18 protein-coding genes and 1 tRNA gene are annotated in these 18,256 nt (G+C 60.7%); 12 read left to right on the top strand and 7 right to left on the bottom strand.

From position 1 onward, the window contains the following. Window positions 1-143: 143 nt before the first annotated feature. Window positions 144-704, bottom strand: coding sequence for a transcription termination/antitermination protein NusG (gene nusG / locus ACR0DA_RS13475; RefSeq protein ID WP_480754434.1), 561 nt, complete (start codon window positions 702-704; stop codon window positions 144-146). 82 nt (window positions 705-786) lie between these two features. Between nusG and ACR0DA_RS13470 the strand changes: the two genes are divergently transcribed. From ACR0DA_RS13470 to tviB, 6 genes are all read left to right on the top strand, one after another. Next, window positions 787-1,290, top strand: coding sequence for a hypothetical protein (locus tag ACR0DA_RS13470; protein WP_480754432.1), 504 nt, complete (start codon window positions 787-789; stop codon window positions 1,288-1,290). Window positions 1,291-2,211: 921 nt separating this feature from the next. Next, window positions 2,212-2,565, top strand: a complete 354-nt coding sequence (locus ACR0DA_RS13465) for a glycosyltransferase (protein WP_480754430.1) — start codon at window positions 2,212-2,214, stop codon at window positions 2,563-2,565. Further along, window positions 2,453-3,286, top strand: a complete 834-nt coding sequence (locus tag ACR0DA_RS13460) for a polysaccharide biosynthesis/export family protein (protein ID WP_480754429.1) — start codon at window positions 2,453-2,455, stop codon at window positions 3,284-3,286. The genes ACR0DA_RS13465 and ACR0DA_RS13460 overlap by 113 nt, the downstream gene beginning before the upstream one ends. 14 nt (window positions 3,287-3,300) lie before the next feature. After that, a complete protein-coding gene (locus tag ACR0DA_RS13455; protein WP_480754427.1) occupies window positions 3,301-3,573 on the top strand; it encodes a hypothetical protein in 273 nt (90 codons plus the stop codon). Between the two features lie 113 nt (window positions 3,574-3,686). After that, window positions 3,687-4,700: a GDP-mannose 4,6-dehydratase gene (locus ACR0DA_RS13450; protein WP_170599989.1), complete on the top strand. Its 1,014-nt coding sequence runs from the start codon at window positions 3,687-3,689 to the stop codon at window positions 4,698-4,700. Between the two features lie 22 nt (window positions 4,701-4,722). Continuing rightward, window positions 4,723-6,006: a Vi polysaccharide biosynthesis UDP-N-acetylglucosamine C-6 dehydrogenase TviB gene (tviB, locus tag ACR0DA_RS13445; protein WP_480754425.1), complete on the top strand. Its 1,284-nt coding sequence runs from the start codon at window positions 4,723-4,725 to the stop codon at window positions 6,004-6,006. A 464-nt stretch (window positions 6,007-6,470) separates the two neighbouring features. Here the strand turns inward: tviB and nqrF are convergent, their stop codons facing one another. From nqrF to ACR0DA_RS13415, 6 genes are read right to left on the bottom strand one after another with little or no spacing between them, the layout of a single operon-like run. Beyond that, window positions 6,471-7,691: an NADH:ubiquinone reductase (Na(+)-transporting) subunit F gene (gene nqrF / locus ACR0DA_RS13440; protein WP_480754423.1), complete on the bottom strand. Its 1,221-nt coding sequence runs from the start codon at window positions 7,689-7,691 to the stop codon at window positions 6,471-6,473. 12 nt (window positions 7,692-7,703) lie between these two features. Next, entirely contained in the window at window positions 7,704-8,312 is a 609-nt protein-coding gene (nqrE, locus tag ACR0DA_RS13435; RefSeq protein ID WP_039526851.1) for an NADH:ubiquinone reductase (Na(+)-transporting) subunit E, read from the bottom strand. Continuing rightward, window positions 8,312-8,965, bottom strand: coding sequence for an NADH:ubiquinone reductase (Na(+)-transporting) subunit D (locus tag ACR0DA_RS13430; protein WP_170341481.1), 654 nt, complete (start codon window positions 8,963-8,965; stop codon window positions 8,312-8,314). Before ACR0DA_RS13430 ends, nqrE begins: the two co-directional genes overlap by 1 nt. After that, complete coding sequence (locus ACR0DA_RS13425) at window positions 8,965-9,780, bottom strand: Na(+)-translocating NADH-quinone reductase subunit C (RefSeq protein ID WP_170359420.1); 816 nt, start codon at window positions 9,778-9,780, stop codon at window positions 8,965-8,967. The genes ACR0DA_RS13430 and ACR0DA_RS13425 overlap by 1 nt, the downstream gene beginning before the upstream one ends. Beyond that, window positions 9,773-10,981: an NADH:ubiquinone reductase (Na(+)-transporting) subunit B gene (locus ACR0DA_RS13420; protein ID WP_170367306.1), complete on the bottom strand. Its 1,209-nt coding sequence runs from the start codon at window positions 10,979-10,981 to the stop codon at window positions 9,773-9,775. The genes ACR0DA_RS13425 and ACR0DA_RS13420 overlap by 8 nt, the downstream gene beginning before the upstream one ends. A 5-nt stretch (window positions 10,982-10,986) precedes the next feature. Then, entirely contained in the window at window positions 10,987-12,330 is a 1,344-nt protein-coding gene (locus tag ACR0DA_RS13415; RefSeq protein ID WP_480754421.1) for a Na(+)-translocating NADH-quinone reductase subunit A, read from the bottom strand. Window positions 12,331-12,628: 298 nt separating this feature from the next. Here ACR0DA_RS13415 and ACR0DA_RS13410 point away from each other — a divergent pair, with 298 nt between their 5' ends. The 6 genes from ACR0DA_RS13410 to ACR0DA_RS13385 all read left to right on the top strand — a co-directional run. Further along, entirely contained in the window at window positions 12,629-13,741 is a 1,113-nt protein-coding gene (locus ACR0DA_RS13410) for a THUMP domain-containing class I SAM-dependent RNA methyltransferase (protein ID WP_170599994.1), read from the top strand. 105 nt (window positions 13,742-13,846) lie between these two features. Continuing rightward, a tRNA-Pro gene (locus ACR0DA_RS13405) sits at window positions 13,847-13,923 on the top strand. Window positions 13,924-14,113: 190 nt separating this feature from the next. Further along, window positions 14,114-14,698, top strand: a complete 585-nt coding sequence (locus tag ACR0DA_RS13400) for an ANTAR domain-containing response regulator (RefSeq protein WP_170341425.1) — start codon at window positions 14,114-14,116, stop codon at window positions 14,696-14,698. Then, entirely contained in the window at window positions 14,695-15,864 is a 1,170-nt protein-coding gene (locus ACR0DA_RS13395; protein WP_480754419.1) for an ABC transporter substrate-binding protein, read from the top strand. The genes ACR0DA_RS13400 and ACR0DA_RS13395 overlap by 4 nt, the downstream gene beginning before the upstream one ends. A 294-nt stretch (window positions 15,865-16,158) precedes the next feature. Then, a complete protein-coding gene (locus ACR0DA_RS13390; protein WP_170359409.1) occupies window positions 16,159-17,526 on the top strand; it encodes a CmpA/NrtA family ABC transporter substrate-binding protein in 1,368 nt (455 codons plus the stop codon). Between the two features lie 72 nt (window positions 17,527-17,598). Further along, a partial coding sequence (locus ACR0DA_RS13385) for an ABC transporter permease (RefSeq protein ID WP_480754418.1) occupies window positions 17,599-18,256 on the top strand: 658 nt, incomplete at its 3' end.

Raw genomic sequence — 18,256 nt, 5'->3', positions numbered from 1 at the left:
GAATGCGCCGGTCCAAGGGATGCCGCGGCTGGTAAACGGTTCCTTGTTCATCGGTCTGGAATGCTCGGACATATCGCCGACATCCGGATGTTGTACGCAGATGTCGGAGCCGCCGGACTGGGCGAAGCAGCCGGTTGACCAATTCATGCGGGCACGGCTTGGGTCACCTTGTGTACCGCGGATCTGGGTACGGCGGTTCGGACCTTCCGACCCATGATGTGAATCAGCAGGTGCACGCGCTCCTGAGTGTCCATTTCCGCGATCCGGCTTAGAATGCCCGAGAACGGCCCGTGCGAAATCCGAACCGCATCACCCTGCTTGAGGGACGGATCCGGGTGCAGCAAGCCGGTTCCGTCGCATCGGCGGAACAACTCGGCCATAAATGCGAGCGGCAAGGCCTGTGGCACGGCGGCTGGTCCGGTCACCAGCCGAATCACGCCGCGGGTGCTGTTGATGGCCTCCCATCCAGGCTCGGCCGAATTGAATCGGACAAAGACATAGCCGGGGAACAATCGCCGCGCCTCGGTCCGCAAGCGCCCACGGTTTCTGCGCGTTTCGAGCCTTGCGGGGTTGAAGGTTTCAAATCCTTGTCGGGCAAGGTTCCGTTCGGCAATCAGGTTCATGTTCGGGCGCAATTGCGCAGCAAACCAGCTGTCGGGGCAACGGGCAGTGTTCTGAAGGTCTGTCGAAATCGAAGTCGTCACGGTTTCAGCCTCGCGTTTTCTGAAAAATGACAATTTATCAGGCTGTTAATCTTTCTCGGCACACCTTTGCAGTCAGGTGGAAATGATTGTTTGGGAAGTCGACATGAAGGCGGGCAATTCACGGATTCTGCTGAGCAAGATGTTGCAAGCCGGTGCATTGGCCATCGCGCTGATCGCGTTTCCACTAGCCTCAGTCCCTGTTCGGGCGGGTCTGCATGTCCTTGTCGCAAGGAATGATATCGGCGGTCGCATTGATCGCTGCGCGGAACAGCTGGATCACCTGCGCGCGCGCGGCGACCTGGTGGAAATCCGCGGGCATTATTGCCTGTCGTCCTGTATAATGTATCTGGGGGCCGAGAGCGCTTGTACCGAGCCTGATACGGTCTTTGGATTTCATGGCCCCAGCTTTTGGGGCTTGCCCGTGAATGACGCCAGTTTCGAATACTGGAGCCGAGTTGTAGCCAGTTCTTACCCGGACGGGTTGCGACCAGGGTACATGCAGGTCGCGCGCCATCGGGAAAATGGGCACTACCGCGTATTTGGACGCGAACTGATTGGTTTAGGCATTCAGCAGTGCTCTGATTGATGGTTGCCATCAATTGCGCCCCGTGCTGCTGGTCGATGTGGGAGTAGCTGAACCGGACGCGATCGCTGCCACCGCCGCTCCTAGACCGAGCGCAGGCGCCAATAAGCCGACAAGGTTCGTTGATGCAGGTGTGACATGCGGAACCTCTGGGTTGGTTTCCGCCCTGCTTGTCCTGTCGCATCTGACTTTAAGACCGCCATCGCGCATCCACCGCGCTCGGACCACGTTGCGCGATCCAAACACTTGAATGGAGACCGCGGACTCTATCGCCGACTGATCCTGCGCCTTTACCGGCCAAGGGGCCACCGCGGCCCAAACACCAACAAGAACGGTCCACTGCTTCACTGATCTGCCCTACGTAATCTCCTCGGAGACTGAGCGGAAATGGTTAACAAACCGTTATTCGCCGCACCTAAGATGAAGATCCGATCTCGGTCTTGTGGTTGTCATTTCGTCAAAAAAACTGATGCCGTGCCCTCCGTTTTTTTGAGCAACAACATTTGCGATTGAAAATCGATCTCTCATCTGAGAGATGTGGTGCATGAGTTGCGCTCGCGTAAAGATTGACTGGAGTCTCTTCCGGTGCGGTAGCTATTGCCAAACAAAAACCATTGCAGAATGCGGGCTGCCGCGGTAGTGCGGAACAGTCACGCAGAGATCTTGACCGGAATGCAGTTGCGCGCGGCGCGTGGTGTACTGAATTGGTCCGTTCGGGAATTGGCCGAGCGGTCCGGTGTGGGTGCTGCCACCATCACTCGGTACGAAAAGGTGGACGGGGTACCTCGGTCGCGGAAGGAGAACCTGGGCAAATTGTGGCGAGCCTTTGAAGCCAGCGGTGTCCGTTTTGTCAGCGACAGACGGTCCTCCTTTGGGTTGTTGTTCGACATTCGTTTGCCCGATGCCTGACATCCGGTCGAACATATGAGGATTTCCATTGTTACGGCTGTATCGAACCGGGCTGACACGCTCACCCAAGCGCTGACATCCGTTGGCGAGCAAAGCCATTCGCAGATCGAGCATCTGGAACAGGATGGAGGCTCGATAGACGGGACGCTTGATGTGCTCCTCAATTGGCAGGGCGAGCGCCCATTGAACTGGCATTCTGCGCCGGATCAGGGTTTGTACGACGCCTTGAACCGAGGGATCGGGCGTTGTCGGGGCGATGTCATCGGAATGCTGCATTCCGACGATGTCTTTGCAGATGCCGATGTGGTGGCGGATGTGGCGCGCGCCTCCGCGTGTGAAGGCTCCACCTTTCCACCTGGGAACGGGTGATGTGGTGGCGAGCATACGCCCCGCACGGGTTGCCGAACTTGCTGGCTCAGGCGCTCAGCGGGATACCTTCACCGTGCGCGATGACGGCACGATCTCGATCCCCGGCGCCGGTCGGGTTCAAGTCGCCGGCCGGACGATAAGTGAGGCGGAAACGGCTGTGTTCGACGCGCTGGCCAGAGGCCAGCGCAACCCGGCCGTGTTGCTGGAGGTGGTGGCGTACAACTCGAAACACGTCGCGGTAGGCGGGCAGGTTGCAACGTCGGTCGTGGTGCCGCTGACCGTCGCTCCATTGACGCCCGGTCAGGCGATTGCCGCGGCCGGAGGCCTGACGACCCGGGATCGAGAGCTGGGCACGATCCGCATCTACCGCAGTTGGGATTTGTATCAGATTCCGTTGCGCGACAATTTGGCCCGACCGGAGTTTCGTCAACTTGTCCTTTTGAACGGAGACGCGGTGTTTGCCGATACCAGCTATGACCTGGACCGGGCTCTTGCGTTTTATCGCGATCAGATCGAAGTCATCAGCCTGAACCGTCAGGCTAAGGGGGCTGCCTTGACCGAACTTGAACAGGAGGTCGGACTGCGCCGCGCCGAACTGACGGAAACACGCGACAATTTCACGGTTCGCAGCCGACTGGGTGCCGAACAGCGCGACTATGTCTATCTGGGGGAGAGTTCCGCAAGAACGCTCGTGTTCCCCTGCCCTACAGCCAGCAACTGAGCCAGGCCGATGCTTTGTTCGGCGAAGGCGGTTACAGCACCAGAACGGCAGACGCGTCGCAAATCTATGTACTGCGTGCCTCTCCCAAGCCTGAGGGCTTCGGCGCGGTCACTGCCTGGCACCTGGATGCGCGCAATCCCTCGGCATTGTCGATCGCGACCCGTATGGAACTGCGCCCCAACGATAATGTCTTCATCCAGGAACAGCCGATCACGACCTTGGGTCGGGCGCTGGATCAATTTCTGCCCTCGCTGGTCAATGCGGGGTTGGACGCGGCAAATGGTTGACGCGCCCCGCCCTGCATCGGATATGAGGCCCCACCGACCGATAATCCCCTTGACCTTGACGGGTCGAAAGGGTCCCTGATGGTCGGGATTGTTGATTTGCGTTCGAGGGTTTCATGCAACGGGTATTGATTACGGGCACTGCGGGCTTCATCGGGTTCCACCTGGCCAAGCTGCTGTTGTCCGAAGGATTTCAGGTCCATGGCTATGACGGGATGACGGATTACTACGACGTCACTCTCAAACAACGCCGCCATCAGATGCTGTTGCAGACGCCCGGCTTCTCGGCAACCGAGGATTTGTTGGAAAACCACGAACGCCTCATGCAGGTTGCAGACGAATTCCGGCCCGAGGTTATCGTTCACCTCGCCGCCCAGGCGGGTGTGCGTTACAGCCTTGAACACCCGCGCAGCTATATCGATTCAAACGTTGTGGGTACGTTCAACGTGATGGAGGTGGCCCGTCAGCACAAGGTCGGTCACCTGCTCATGGCATCTACCTCTTCGGTTTATGGGGCAAACGAAGACATGCCCTTTACCGAGGTGGAAAAGGCCGACACCCAATTGACGATCTATTCTGCCACCAAGAAGGCGAACGAAGCGATGGGACATTCCTATGCTCATCTCTGGGATCTGCCCACGACCATGTTCCGGTTCTTCACCGTATACGGCACCTGGGGCCGTCCAGACCTGGCCCTGTACAAGTTTGTCGATGCAATTCTGGATGGGCGCCCGATCGACATCTACAATCACGGCGAAATGTATCGCGACTTCACCAATGTGAACGACCTGGTGCGCGGGATCCGGTTGTTGATCGATGCGGTCCCCGTCCGTCCGGACAGCCCTGAGGATATCGAGGAGGGTGACAGCCTTTCGCCGGTCGCGCCCTATCGTGTGGTCAACATCGGAAATGGTGACAAGGTGCGTCTGATGGATTTCGTCGAAGCAATCGAGGAAGCCGTGGGCAAGAAGGCGATCCGGAATTACATGCCCATGCAGATGGGTGATGTTCCGGCGACATGGGCCAATACCGACCTGCTGCAACGCCTGACCGGGTATCGTCCGCAGACCGATTTCAAGGATGGAATCGCTCAGTTTGTCGAATGGTTCCGCGAATACCACGGCAAATGATCTAGTGACCCGGACCTGACGTATGCTTGAAACGAACCCCAATTCCCGTCGGATCGCCGTGATCGGTCTGGGCTATGTCGGCCTGCCGCTGGCCGCCGCCTTTGGCAAGATCGGACCGGTTCTGGGCTTTGATATCAATCCCACGCGCATCGACGCGTTGCGCCAGGGCAAAGACGCCACGCATGAGGTCAGCGAAGACGAGCTGTCCGCCGCCGGGGGTCTTAGGTTTACCACTGACCCCGCCGATCTGGCTGACTGTGACACGTATATCGTAACGGTGCCCACACCGATCACGGCACAAAGACAGCCAGACCTTGCACCGTTGCTAGGCGCCTCTGAAACGGTTGGACGGGTGTTGAAGCCTGGTGATCTGGTCATCTATGAATCAACCGTCTACCCCGGCGCGACCGAGGAAGACTGCGTCCCGATCCTCGAGCGGGAATCCGGCTTGCGTTTCAACGTGGATTTCTTTGCCGGGTACAGTCCTGAAAGGATCAATCCCGGCGACAAGGCGCATCGCATCGCCGATATCTGCAAGGTGACGTCCGGATCGACGCCTAAGGCCGCCGATTTGGTGGACGCGCTCTATGCGCGGATCATCAGGGCGGGAACGCACAAGGTCGAAAGCATCCGCGTGGCCGAGGCTGCGAAGGTGATCGAGAACACACAGCGCGATCTGAATATCGCCCTGGTGAACGAACTTGCCATGATCTTCGGGCGCCTCGGCATCGACACCGATGCGGTGCTGCGGGCGGCGGGCACCAAATGGAATTTCCTGCCCTTCCGCCCCGGCCTTGTCGGTGGGCATTGCATCGGGGTCGACCCATACTACCTGACCCACAAGGCCGAGGCCGTTGGCCATCATCCTCAGGTCATTCTGGCGGGGCGGCGCCTGAACGATGGAATGGGCGCATATGTCGTGTCCCAGTTGGTCAAGCGGATGATCCGCGAGCGGATTGAGATGACGGACGCCCGGGTCCTTGTCATGGGGCTAACCTTCAAGGAAAACTGCCCTGATCTGCGAAATACCCGGGTCGTGGACATCGTTCACGAGTTGCAGAGCTACGGCGTGACCGTGGACGTTCACGATCCCCATGCCGACCCGCAAGCCGCACGTGACGAGTATGGGATCGACCTGCTGGAGCAGCCCAAGCCCGGCACCTATGACGGTATCGTCCTTGCCGTTGCCCATGACGCATATCTTGCGATGGATCCGGCCGAAATCCGAGCGTTCGGAAAGGCCCGGAATGTCCTGTTCGACGTCAAATCCTGCCTGCCGCGCCGCGTCAGTGATCTGCGGCTCTGACCCGCGCAGCACACTGAAATGAGAGACATTTTCTGACTGTGAAACCACTGTCCGCAAGGTCCCAGGCCCTGTGGGTTGCCGCCGGCCTGTTCAGTCTTCTGACTGGCGTGCTGGTGCTTGGTCCGCTGTGCTCTGCGTCCTTGCTTTTGTGTCCACGCTGAATGGCGCAGCGACCACCGCGCTGATTGCGATGGGGAATGCAGCACGTTCTCGTCGGGTGGGCTCAGGGCCGGAGCCTATTTCCTGTTGCGATACGTGATCTGGCTGGGATTTTTGGATAGCCGCCAAGGGCGGCGTTTTCCCCGGCTACAGGGTCTTGGGTATCGTCGTCGTGTCGAACGGACGTTGGCGTTGGTAGAACGCAGCCTGCGGGACAACCGCGTTGACCCACTGACGGCAATACGCAACGTTTTGGGTTTTGATGTTACAAAATGAAACCGGCGCAAGATTGCGCCGGTTTTGTCTTAGCCACCAAAGTCGTCCAGCATGATGTCTTCGCGATCAACACCCAGATCCAGCAGCATGTTGATGACTGACTGGTTCATGATTGGCGGACCGCACATGTAGAATTCGCAGTCTTCGGGCGCCGGGTGGTTCTTGAGGTATTCCTCGAACAGAACGTTGTGGATGAACCCTGTGTAGCCATCCCAAGCGTCGCCCGGTTGCGGGTCGGACAAAGCAACGTGCCACTCGAAATTTTCGTTCTCGGCGGCCAGCTGGTCGAAATCTTCAACATAGAACATCTCGCGGCGCGACCGCGCACCATACCAGAAGGTGATCTTGCGTTTGGTGTTCAGACGCTTGAGCTGGTCGAAGATGTGGCTGCGCATCGGGGCCATACCTGCGCCACCACCGACGAACACCATCTCTTTGTCGGTGTCGCACGCGAAGAATTCCCCGAACGGACCCGAGATCGTAACCTTGTCACCCGGCTTCAGGTTGAAGATGTAGGACGACATCTGCCCGGGCGGAATGCCTTCGGACCCCGGCGGGGGCGAGGCGATCCGCACGTTGAGCATGATGATGCCTTTTTCGTTGGGGTAGTTGGCCATCGAATAGGCGCGCTCGATCGGTTCGGTAACCGTGGATTTGTACTGCCACAGGTTGAACTTGTCCCAATCCTCACGGTATTCCTCGGCGACGTCGAAATCGCTGTAGTCGACCTTGTGAGCCGGGGCGGCGATCTGGATGTACCCGCCCGCGCGGAAATTCACATCCTCGCCTTCGGGAAGTTCCAGCACCAGTTCCTTGATGAAGGTCGCCACGTTGTCATTCGACCGGACGGTGCATTCCCATTTCTTGACGCCAAAGACCTCTTCGGGAACTTCGATCTTCATGTCCTGTTTGACGGCCACCTGGCACGACAGACGGTCACCGCAGGTGGCTTCGCGCTTGGTGATGTGGCTTTCTTCGGTTGGCAGGATCGACCCGCCGCCCTCCAGCACTCGCACCCGGCACTGCGCGCAGGTACCGCCGCCGCCACAGGCCGACGGAACGAACAGCTTTTCGGCTGCCAGCGTCTGCAGCAGCTTGCCGCCGGCAGGAACCGAGATGGTTTTCTCACCGTTGATGGTGATGTTGACGTTGCCCGATGAAACCAGCCGAGACCGGGCCGCCATGATCAGCGCGACCAGGGCCAGAACGATCAGGGTGAAAAGGACAACGCCGAGCGAGAAAGTTTCCATGCCCCTGCCCCTTTACAGTTTGACGCCCGAGAAGGACATGAAGGCCATCGCCATCAGACCTGCGGTGATGAAGGTGATGCCGAGGCCCTGCAGTCCGTCCGGAATGTCGGAATATTTCAGTTTTTCGCGCACGCCCGCCATGGCGGTGATCGCAAGCGCCCAACCAAAGCCCGAGGACAGGCCATAGGTTGTGGCCTCGGCAAAGTTGTAGTCGCGCTCGACCATGAACAGCGAGCCGCCCAGGATGGCGCAGTTCACCGTGATCAGCGGCAGGAAGATACCCAGCGCGTTGTAAAGCGGCGGGAAATACTTGTCCAAAACCATCTCGAGGATCTGCACCATCGCCGCGATCACGCCGATATATGAAATCAGGCCGAGAAAGGTCAGGTCCACATCCGGGAACCCGGCCCACGCCAGCGCACCCGGCTTGAGCAGGTAGTTCAGCAACAGGTTGTTGGCCGGAACGGTGATGGCCTGCACGACCATGACCGAGATCCCGAGCCCCAGCGCCGTCGAGATTTTTTTCGACACGGCGATGAAGGTACACATGCCCAGGAAAAAGCTGAGCGCGAGGTTTTCGACGAAGATGGCCTTTACGGCCAGTGAGATGAGACCTTCCATCAGTGCGCCTCTACCTGCTGGATCTTGTATTCACGTTCCTCGACCTGGTTCGGCTTCCACGTGCGGAAGGCCCAGATGATCAGGCCGATGATGAAAAAGGCCGACGGCGGCAGCAGCAGTAGGCCGTTGGGGACGTACCAGCCGCCATTGTTCACGGTTTCCAGGATGGTCACCCCGAACAACGAGCCCGAGCCGAACAGCTCGCGGATGACGCCGACCAGCATCAGGATCAGGCCATAACCCATGCCGTTGCCCAAGCCGTCGATGAAGGACGCCACGGGCGGGTTCTTCATGGCAAAGGCCTCGGCCCGGCCCATCACGATGCAGTTGGTGATGATGAGGCCCACGAAAACCGACAGCGTCTTCGAGATCTCGAAGGCATAGGCCTTGAGGATCTGGTCGACTAGGATCACCAGAGACGCGATGATGACCATCTGTACGATGATCCGGATCGAGCCAGGGATCTGGTTGCGCAGGCATGAGATGAAGAAGGACGAAAACGCCGTCACGAACATCACCGCCAGCGACATCACGAAGGCCACCTGCAGCGACGAAGTTACCGCCAGCGCCGAGCAGATGCCCAGCACCTGCAACGTGATCGGGTTGTTGTCGACAAGCGGGTCGACCAGCAGATCTTTCTTGGTCTGTGACATCAGATCTCTCCTGCTTGCAGCTTGGCCAGGAACGGAGCATAGCCCGCGTCTCCCATCCAGAATTTCACCAGGTTGTCGACGCCGACCGTCGTCAGGGTCGCGCCGGCCAGCGCATCGATATAGAAGTCAGGCCCTGCGGCGGGCATCGTTTTGGCGACCGTGATCTGCAGATCACCCGCATCGTCACGCAGCTTCTTGCCGCTCCAGAGGGCTTTCCAGCGCGGGTTGTCCACCTCGGCCCCCAGGCCCGGCGTTTCGCCGTGCTGGTAGAATTGCAGCCCGAAGATGTCGTTGCCATTCGCTTCGAGCGCGATGAAGCCATAGAGCGTGGACCACAGCCCATAGCCGTGGACCGGCAGGATCACCTTGTCCAGCGCGCCGTTTTCGTCGCGCAGCAGGTAGATCACGCGGTATTTCGCCTTGCGGCCGATGCCGGCAGGGTCGTCGGCAAGCGGCTCGCTCAACTCGGGGTCACTGGCGGCGGCAATGTCGTCGAACGTGGCCGGGTCGAACTGGTCGTCGACGAATTCACCCGTCGCCAGCTCCAGCACATGCGGTTCGAAAGCGGCAAAAGCCTCGGCCACGTCGATGCCCGGCTCATAGACCCCCGCGACCTGCAGAACGTTGATCTGCTTGTCCTTGAGCTTGTTGGCCTCTTGCACCGGGCGCAGGCTGACCGCCGCTGCCGACACGATCATCGAAGCGACCAGGCACACGGCGACCGCGATGAAGATCGTCTTGCCTACCGAGTCCGGCGAGGCCGCCAGGAACCGGGCGATGGCGCCTTTGGGTTCAGGGGATTGCGTATCAGACATGGCGACGCGCCCTCCGTTTGATGTTTGCCTGAACGACGAAATGGTCGATCAGCGGCGCAAAGACGTTGCCGAACAGGATGGCCAGCATCATGCCTTCGGGGAAGGCCGGGTTCACCACCCGGATCATCACGACCATGACCCCGATCAGCGCGCCATAGATATAGCGGCCCATATTGGTGTGGCTGGCCGAGACCGGCTCGGTCACCATGAAGGCCAGACCGAACGCATAACCGCCCAGCACGACGTGCCAGTACCAAGGCATCGCGAACATCGGGTTGGTGTCCGACCCGATCAGGTTCAGCAGCAGGGTAAAGCCGATGGTCCCTGCCAGACAGCCCACGATCAGGCGGTAGTTGGCAATCTTGGTCATCAGCAGGAAGGCCAGCCCGATCATGCATGCCAGGGTCGATGTCTCACCAAAGCTGCCCTGGATCGAGCCGAAGAAGGCGTTCCACCATGTGATGCCCTCGGCCGCCAGCGCCTGATAGCCGTCAGCGGCCGAAACGGCCAACGCGGTCGCGCCGGAAAAGCCGTCGACCGGGGTCCAGACCGCGTCGCCCGACATGGATGCGGGATAGGCGAAATACAGGAAGGCGCGCCCCACCAGCGCGGGGTTGAGGAAGTTCTTGCCGGTGCCCCCGAACACTTCCTTGCCGATGACCACACCAAAGATGATCCCCAGCGCCACCTGCCACAGCGGCGCGGTGGCCGGCATGATCAGCGTATACAGCATCGAGGTGACGAGAAAGCCCTCGTTCACTTCATGCCCGCGCACGGTGGCGAAAATCACCTCGAAGGTGCCGCCCGCGACCAGCGTGACTATGTAGATCGGCAGGAAATACATCAGCCCGTGCATCACGTTGGCAAAGATGCTGGACGGGTCCAGAGAAATGCCCAAGGCCTGCAGGACGGCGATGCGCCAACCGGTTGCCGACTCCGGGCCCAGCGTCGCGATTGCCGAGTTGGCCTGGAACCCGGTATTGTACATGCCCCACAGGATGCAGGGGATCGTGGCGATCACGACATAGGTCATGATCCGCTTCATATCCACGTAGGACCGCGCGTGCGGTGCCACGGATGTTACGGTTTTCGGAGTGTAGATGAAGCTTTCCACCATCTCGTAGATGGGGAAGAACTTCTCGTACTTGCCGCCCTTGGTGAAGTTCGGCTCGATCCGGTCAAAGAAGCTGCGCAAACCCATGTGGATCAGCCCTCCTTTTCAATCTTGGTCAGGCAGTCGCGCAGCGCCAGCCCGTATTCATACTTGGCCGGACAGGCAAAGCCCACAAGGCCCAAATCCTCTTCATCCAGCTCCAGCGCGCCCAGGGCCTGCGCCGTGTCGGTATCCATCACCAACAGCGCCCGCAGCAGTTGCGTCGGCAGGTAATCCTGCGGCATGAGCTCTTCGAAGGTACCGGTGGGCACCATGGCGCGGCGGCCACCGTTCAGGTTCGACGTGAAGGCGAACAGCTTTTTGGCAAAGGCCGAACCCAGAACCGGCTGCACCGCGTATTTCGACGGCATCGGACGGATCCAGCCCATCGGGATCTGGTCGTGATCCTCGCGGATGATGCAGATCTGGCGCGCGAAGCGTCCCAGATAAGCGAACGGCCCGGTGGCGTGACGCCCCGACAGGACCGAGCCGGAAATGACGCGGGCCTCGCCGTCGACATTTTTCTCGTCGCGGGTCAGATCCTCGGTCGAGGCCCCCATGACGGTGCGGATCAGACGCGGCTGACGCGCGCCGGGGCCGGTCAGGGCCACCACCACGTTCGGGTCCAGATGGCCCGACTGCAGCAGCCGCCCGATGGCGATCACGTCCTGATAGCCGATGGTCCAGACGGTTTTCGCGGCGGTCACGGGTTCGAGGAAATGGATATGCGTCCCGGCCAGGCCCGCCGGATGGGGGCCGCTGAAGGCCGCAGCCTCGACGCCCGGCAGATCGGCGCCGGGGATCGTGTCGCCATCCTTCTGGCACAGATAGGTCTTGCCTTCGGTCAGCTTGGCCACGGCGGCCAGACCGGCGGCAAAGGCCTCGCTCGCGTCATTGATGATCAGCGCGGCATCGGCAGCCAGCGGCTCGCTGTCCATGGCGGTGACGAAAATCGCGGCGGGCGCGGTGCCCGGTTGCGGCATCTTGGAATAGGGCCGCGTGCGGAACGCGGTCCATAGGCCGGCGGCGCACAGCTTGGCGGTGAGGCCCTGTGCGGTCTCGGCATCGCCCACACCCGAGAAATCGACGCCGGGGTCGTTGGGGTCCGACACTTCGATGACGATGCTCTGCAACACGCGCCGCGCACCGCGGTTGATGGCCACGACCTTGCCGGTCAGCGGCGCAACCATCATCGCCTCGGGCGCGTCCTTGTGGCAGAACAGCGGCGTGCCGCGCTGGACGGTGTCCCCTTCCTGAACCAGCATGCGGGGTTTCAGACCGATATAGTCTCCACCCAGCACGCCAACCGAAGAATATGCTGGCCCTGGCTGAATGACCTGTTCAGGCGATCCCTCGATCGGAAGGTCCAGTCCCTTTTTCAGTTTGAAAGTTTGCATGTCGCTACGTTCTTCCAAGCCTTTTTCTTGCGCCCGTCATACAGGGCCCTTTGCTTTGGGCACTGAATAGCGCGGAGTTTCGTCAAGCCCGTCGTAAAAACGACGAGGACCGGCCGAAATCCGCGGGCGTCTCTCTGATTACGGCCCCTTTACGCGGCGAAGCGGCCAAACGCAAACCTGTTACCGCCCAAATCGCGCGTCGTGTAGCTATTTTTACCCGAAACCACGGGCGGAGTACCAAAAACTTGGTAGGAAATTTCGTGTCGCACGGATGGCCCTGCTGATATAAGCAGCCGGAATGGAGAATACCGATCTTGAGATTTTTCTGGTCGCGACACCCGGTCTGGAGGCTCCCCTCCTCGCCGAAGCGCAGGAGGCCGGATTCGCTGAGGCCCGGCTGGCGCCCGGTGGTGTCACGGTTCGTGGCAACCTGCGCGAGGTCTGGCGGGCCAATCTCCAGTTGCGCGGGGCCAACAAGGTATTGGTTCGGGTGGGTTCGTTCCCGGCTGTGCATCTGGCTCAGCTGGACAAGCGGGCACGAAGGTTTCCGTGGGGAGATTTTCTGAAACCCGACGTCCCGGTTCGGGTTGAGGCCACTAGCCGAAAATCCCGCATCTATCATGCCGGCGCCGCACGGCAACGGATTGAAGGCGCAATCTCTGACACGTTGGGGGCTCCGATCTCGTCCGAGGCGACGGTCCGTGTTCTGCTGCGAATCGAGAAAGACATCTGCACACTTTCCCTCGACAGTTCCGGAGAGGCGCTGCACAAGCGCGGGCACAAGGAAGCGGTGGCCAAGGCCCCTATGCGCGAAACGATGGCGGCGATGTTTCTGCGCAATTGCGGCTTTGACGGATCTGAGCCGGTACTGGACCCTATGTGTGGCTCGGGCACTTTCGTGATCGAAGCCGCCCAGATCGCTCTGGGCCTGCCGCCCGGCCGCGACAGAGCCTTTGCCTTTCAGGAATTTGCCGGATTCGACCCCAAGGCTTGGGCGGAACTCCGCGCCGACTGGGTCGCGACGCAGACAGATACCGCGTTCTATGGCTCGGACCGGAATGACGGGGCGATCGCGGCCGCGCAGGCAAATGCCAGCCGCGCCGGAGTGGACGGCGCGACGCAATTCCAAAAACGCGCAGTCGCTGACCTGAAACCGCCCATGGGCGGGCCGGGCCTGGTAATCGTCAACCCACCGTATGGGGCACGCATCGGCGATGAAAAACGCCTGCGGTCGCTGTATGGCAGCTTTGGCAAGGTGATGTTGTCCAGGTTTTCCGGCTGGCGTGTCGGCGTCGTCACCAGCAACCAGTCTCTGGCGCGCGCCACCCGCCTGCCGTTGCTCCCGCCGGGTCCGATCGTCGATCATGGCGGCACGAAGATCCGCCTCTATCAAACCGAGGCCCTGCCCTGACCCGTCAATTCCTGTGGGTCCAAGCGGCAGAGTCAGTTCGGACAAAAAGCACACAGAATCCCTCTTGCGCATCAAATCCACTGGGTATAGATCACGCGCCACGGTCGGAGTGTAGCTCAGCCTGGTAGAGCACTGTCTTCGGGAGGCAGGGGTCGGAGGTTCGAATCCTCTCACTCCGACCAATAAAACAAGGCGCCCTGTGGCGCCTTTTTTTGGTTGGTCGTATCTCCAAACATGTCCGGGGCAGCAACGTGATGAATTATTCGGCATCCGCGCACGATCTGCCATCTGGATAGGCGCTTCCCAGGGAATTGAGCGCAGCGCTCCGAGGGTGGCATTGCCTCGCTCTGCCTGCTTGGTCAGTTCGATGTTATGAACCAAACGTTGACCGTTGTTGTAGTCGAACAGAACCCGGACCGCGCCGATGCGATCCTCGAGGCCCTGAAAGCGGCGGGGAGCGTCGAGGCGCACGTGATCGATGGCGTGTCTGAATTGCCGCGCAAGATTGCTGTCCACAATCCCGATGTCGTTCTGATCGACATCGACAATCCATCTCGGGACATGCTTGAAGAACTGACAACCGCCTCCGGCCCGATGGAGCGGCCGGTTGCCATGTTCGTATCCGGGGCTGCAGGCGGCCTGTCCAAAGCTGCGGTCGAAGCAGGTGTCTCGGCCTATGTCGTCGACGGTCTGCATCCCGAAAGGGTCAAGCCCATCATCGACACCGCCATCGCCCGTTTCCAAGTACTGCGCCAGATGCGGACCGAGTTGGCCGAAACCAGACGCGCATTGGAAGAGCGCAAGGTGATCGACCGCGCGAAAGGGCTGTTGATGAAAGCAAAAGGCATTCAGGAAGATGAAGCCTATGCCCTGCTGCGCAAGACCGCCATGAATCAGAATCGTCGGGTGGCCGATGTGGCCGAGGCTTTGGTGACCGCTTCGGGGCTGTTGTCATGAGGGCGGTCTCGCTCCGAGCGGCGTATATGCCGTTGGTCGATGCAGCCCCCCTGATCGTGGCGCACGAGATGGGATATGATCAGGCCGAGGGCATCTCTCTGGACCTGCGCCCCGCCCCGTCCTGGTCCTCGTTGCGGGACATGCTGGCCTTCGGTCATGTTGATGCGGCACATCTGCTGTCCCCTGTCCCGGTGGCCATGGCGCTGGGGCTTGGGGGGATCGTCACGCCCCTTTCGGCCGTATCGGTCCTGTCGGTCAATGGAAACGTGATCGGCGTTGGCCGCCAACTGGAGGCGCGGCTGCGCGAAAATGGCTATGCCTTCGACTTCAGCGATGCTTTTGCGGCCGGAGCGGCCTTGGCAAAGGCGGCCGGTGGAACGCTGACCTTCGGGGTTCCGTTTCCGTTTTCCATGCATGTGGAACTGCTGCGATATTGGGTCAGCGGCACGGAACTCGCCTCGACCCAGGTTGAGATCCGCACTGTTCCCCCACCGTTGATGGCCCAGGCCCTGGCCGCCGGGGAGATCGATGCTTTCTGCGTGGGAGAGCCCTGGGGGTCGTTTTCCGTCGATGACCGGGTGGGTGCGCTCCTGCTCCCGGGAAACGCGATTTGGTCCTGCGCCCCTGAAAAGGTGCTGGCCGTGCGAACGGAATGGGCGCAGACGGAACCACATCTGACGGGCGCGGTGCTGCGGGCGATCTGGCGGGCGGGCCGATGGCTTTCAAATTCCGAAAGCCTGACCACGGCGTCGGAGATGCTGGCGCAAAGGCTCTATCTTGATGTTCCCGCGGACCTGGTCGACCGGGCATTGACCGGCCAATTTGCGATTTCAGCGCGCGGCGACCAGCGTCAGGTCGACCGTTTTGTCACTTTTCATGAAGGCGCGACGGGTTTTCCGTGGCGCAGTCAGGCCAAATGGATCGCGCACCACATGGCGCGAAGATATGGACTGGATCCGTCAGATGCCGAGCGTACGGCAGCCGATGTGTTCCAAAGTGACCTGTATCGGCGCGAGCTGCAGGGAATCGGTGTTGTCATGCCCGCCGATTCTGAAAAGCCCGAGGGTGCCGGCAACGACCCGACGCTAGTGTCCGGCCCGGGTGGAAAGTTGATGTTGCCGCAAAACGTCTTTTTCGACAGTCGGATTTTTGAGCCTTCCCAGTAAGTGCGCCTAATTTTTTTGCACTGCAGCGTCAAATTATGCTGCGTTGCAGAATTTTCACCTGATGGCCGTCAATTTCGGATGACTCATCTGCTCACCGGTGCCTTTATCAGGACAACGGCAGGCAACGTCGCCCACCGTAGGAATTCGCCCGATGTCTTGGGCAAAACTTCTGAGCAAAGCCGCTCGACCAACCGCCTTCTCCTTCCGGCGGTGTGTGTCGGCGGCTTTTTTTTGGCCCGAACGTTGCTCGGGTCGCCACCCAGCCCGGTTTGGGCCGGACCGAAAGGAACAAAGATGAAAAAACTCATTCTGAGTCTTGTTGCGACGACAGCCCTTGTTGCGCCGGCCACCGCAGAAATGCTGGAGCTGGAAAAGGACGAACTGACCTTCGGCTTCATCAAGCTGACCGACATGGCGCCGCTGGCCGTTGCCTATGAGCAGGGGTATTTCCTGGACGAGGGCCTGTTCGTGACGCTCGAGGCGCAGGCCAACTGGAAGGTTCTGCTGGACGGCGTGATCGGCGGCCAGCTGGACGGTGCGCATATGCTGGCCGGTCAACCGCTGGCGGCGACCATTGGTTATGGAACCGAGGCGCATATCATCACGCCCTTCTCGATGGACCTGAACGGCAACGGCATCACGGTATCCAACGAGGTCTGGGCGGAGATGAAACCCAACATCCCGGTGATGGACGACGGCCGCCCGCAGCATCCGATCAGCGCCGAGGCACTGGCTCCGGTGGTCGAGAAGTACAAGGCCGAGGGCAAGCCTTTCAACATGGGCATGGTGTTCCCGGTTTCGACCCACAATTACGAACTGCGCTACTGGCTGGCCGCCGGGGGGCTGAACCCGGGCTATTACAGCCCTGAAAACGTGACCGGTCAGATCGGCGCGGACGTGTTCCTGTCGGTCACCCCGCCACCGCAGATGCCCGCGACGCTCGAGGCCGGCACGATCCATGGCTATTGCGTAGGCGAGCCGTGGAACCAGCAGGCGGTGTTCAAGGGCATCGGCGTTCCGGTCATCACCGATTACGAGCTGTGGAAGAACAACCCTGAAAAGGTGTTCGGCATCACTGCCGAATTCGCCGAGGAATACCCGAACACCACCTTGGCCGTGACCAAGGCGCTGATCCGTGCGGCGATGTGGCTGGACGAGAACGACAATGCCAACCGTCCCGAGGCGGTCGAGATCCTCAGCCGCCCGGAATATGTGGGGGCCGATTACGAGGTGATCGCCAACTCGATGACCGGCACGTTCGAATACGAAAAGGGCGACAAGCGCGAGGTGCCCGATTTCAACGTGTTCTTCCGCTACAACGCGACCTATCCGTTCTATTCCGACGCGGTCTGGTACCTGACCCAGATGCGCCGCTGGGGGCAGATCCCCGAAGCCAAGGCAGACAGCTGGTATGACGAGGTCGCCAAGTCGGTCTACAAGCCCGAGATCTATCTGCAGGCCGCGCGCCTTCTGGTCGAGGAAGGCCTGGCGGACGAGGCCGATTTCCCCTGGGACAGCGACGGCTACAAGGCGCCCACCCCAGCCGAGGACATCATCGACGGCATTCCCTTCGATGGCCACGCGCCGAACGCCTATCTCGAAAGCCTGCCGATCGGCCTGAAGGGCGACCAGAAGGTCGTCGGGACCGAAATCCAAGGCTGACCCCGAACCGCCCTGCCCGGCTGCGGTCGGGCAGGGCCCCTGAAACGCCCCGCCATCGCAAGGACGCATCAGATGACAACGGTCGATCCGGAATTCAACGCAGACGCCGCACGGGACGCGCGCCGCGCCCGTCTATTCACCCGCATCAACGCCGCCGACAAATGGTTCCAGGTGCTGGGCCTCAGCTGGGCCACCCCGGTTCTGAAGGCCGCCGCCGGCGACAATCCCCGCGCCCAGATGGCCGAGATCTGGCGGCTGCTGATCGTGCCGATCCTGTCGATCTGCGCCTTTTTGCTCCTGTGGGCGACGCTGGCGCCAAAGGTGCAGACCTCGCTTGGGGCGGTACCCGGCCCGGCGCAGGTCTGGGAGGAAATGGTCAACCTGAATCAGGACGCTCAGGCCAAGGCCGCCAAACGTGCCAAGTTCGAGGCGATGGTCGAAAAGCGGAACCAGAAGCTGATCGAGGCCGGACGCGCGGACGAGGTCAAGCAGGTCGCCTATACCGGCGCGCCGTCCTACTACCAGCAGATCTGGACCTCGATCAAAACCGTGTTCTTCGGGTTCCTGATCGCCACGGTCGTGGCGGTGCCGCTGGGCATCGCGGCGGGGCTGTCGCCCACCGCAAACGCGGCGCTGAACCCGCTGATCCAGGTGTTCAAACCGGTCTCGCCGCTGGCCTGGCTGCCGATCGTGACGATGATCGTCTCGGCCGTCTATGTCACCAATGACG

The organism is Ruegeria sp. CI8 (assembly GCF_056536865.1).
This window is presented reverse-complemented; position numbering and strand designations above follow the sequence as displayed.

What these genes read in the sequence shown, in the direction of transcription:
- ACR0DA_RS13470 (WP_480754432.1), top strand. Translation starts at nt 787, where the DNA reads ATGATTGTTTGGGAAGTCGACATGAAGGCGGGCAATTCACGGATTCTG.
- ACR0DA_RS13465 (WP_480754430.1), top strand. Translation starts at nt 2,212, where the DNA reads ATGAGGATTTCCATTGTTACGGCTGTATCGAACCGGGCTGACACGCTC.
- ACR0DA_RS13460 (WP_480754429.1), top strand. Translation starts at nt 2,453, where the DNA reads ATGTCATCGGAATGCTGCATTCCGACGATGTCTTTGCAGATGCCGATG.
- ACR0DA_RS13450 (WP_170599989.1), top strand. Translation starts at nt 3,687, where the DNA reads ATGCAACGGGTATTGATTACGGGCACTGCGGGCTTCATCGGGTTCCAC.
- tviB (WP_480754425.1), top strand. Translation starts at nt 4,723, where the DNA reads ATGCTTGAAACGAACCCCAATTCCCGTCGGATCGCCGTGATCGGTCTG.
- nqrF (WP_480754423.1), bottom strand. Translation starts at nt 7,691, where the DNA reads ATGGAAACTTTCTCGCTCGGCGTTGTCCTTTTCACCCTGATCGTTCTG.
- nqrE (WP_039526851.1), bottom strand. Translation starts at nt 8,312, where the DNA reads ATGGAAGGTCTCATCTCACTGGCCGTAAAGGCCATCTTCGTCGAAAAC.
- ACR0DA_RS13430 (WP_170341481.1), bottom strand. Translation starts at nt 8,965, where the DNA reads ATGTCACAGACCAAGAAAGATCTGCTGGTCGACCCGCTTGTCGACAAC.
- ACR0DA_RS13425 (WP_170359420.1), bottom strand. Translation starts at nt 9,780, where the DNA reads ATGTCTGATACGCAATCCCCTGAACCCAAAGGCGCCATCGCCCGGTTC.
- ACR0DA_RS13420 (WP_170367306.1), bottom strand. Translation starts at nt 10,981, where the DNA reads ATGGGTTTGCGCAGCTTCTTTGACCGGATCGAGCCGAACTTCACCAAG.
- ACR0DA_RS13415 (WP_480754421.1), bottom strand. Translation starts at nt 12,330, where the DNA reads ATGCAAACTTTCAAACTGAAAAAGGGACTGGACCTTCCGATCGAGGGA.
- ACR0DA_RS13410 (WP_170599994.1), top strand. Translation starts at nt 12,629, where the DNA reads ATGGAGAATACCGATCTTGAGATTTTTCTGGTCGCGACACCCGGTCTG.
- ACR0DA_RS13400 (WP_170341425.1), top strand. Translation starts at nt 14,114, where the DNA reads ATGAACCAAACGTTGACCGTTGTTGTAGTCGAACAGAACCCGGACCGC.
- ACR0DA_RS13395 (WP_480754419.1), top strand. Translation starts at nt 14,695, where the DNA reads ATGAGGGCGGTCTCGCTCCGAGCGGCGTATATGCCGTTGGTCGATGCA.
- ACR0DA_RS13390 (WP_170359409.1), top strand. Translation starts at nt 16,159, where the DNA reads ATGAAAAAACTCATTCTGAGTCTTGTTGCGACGACAGCCCTTGTTGCG.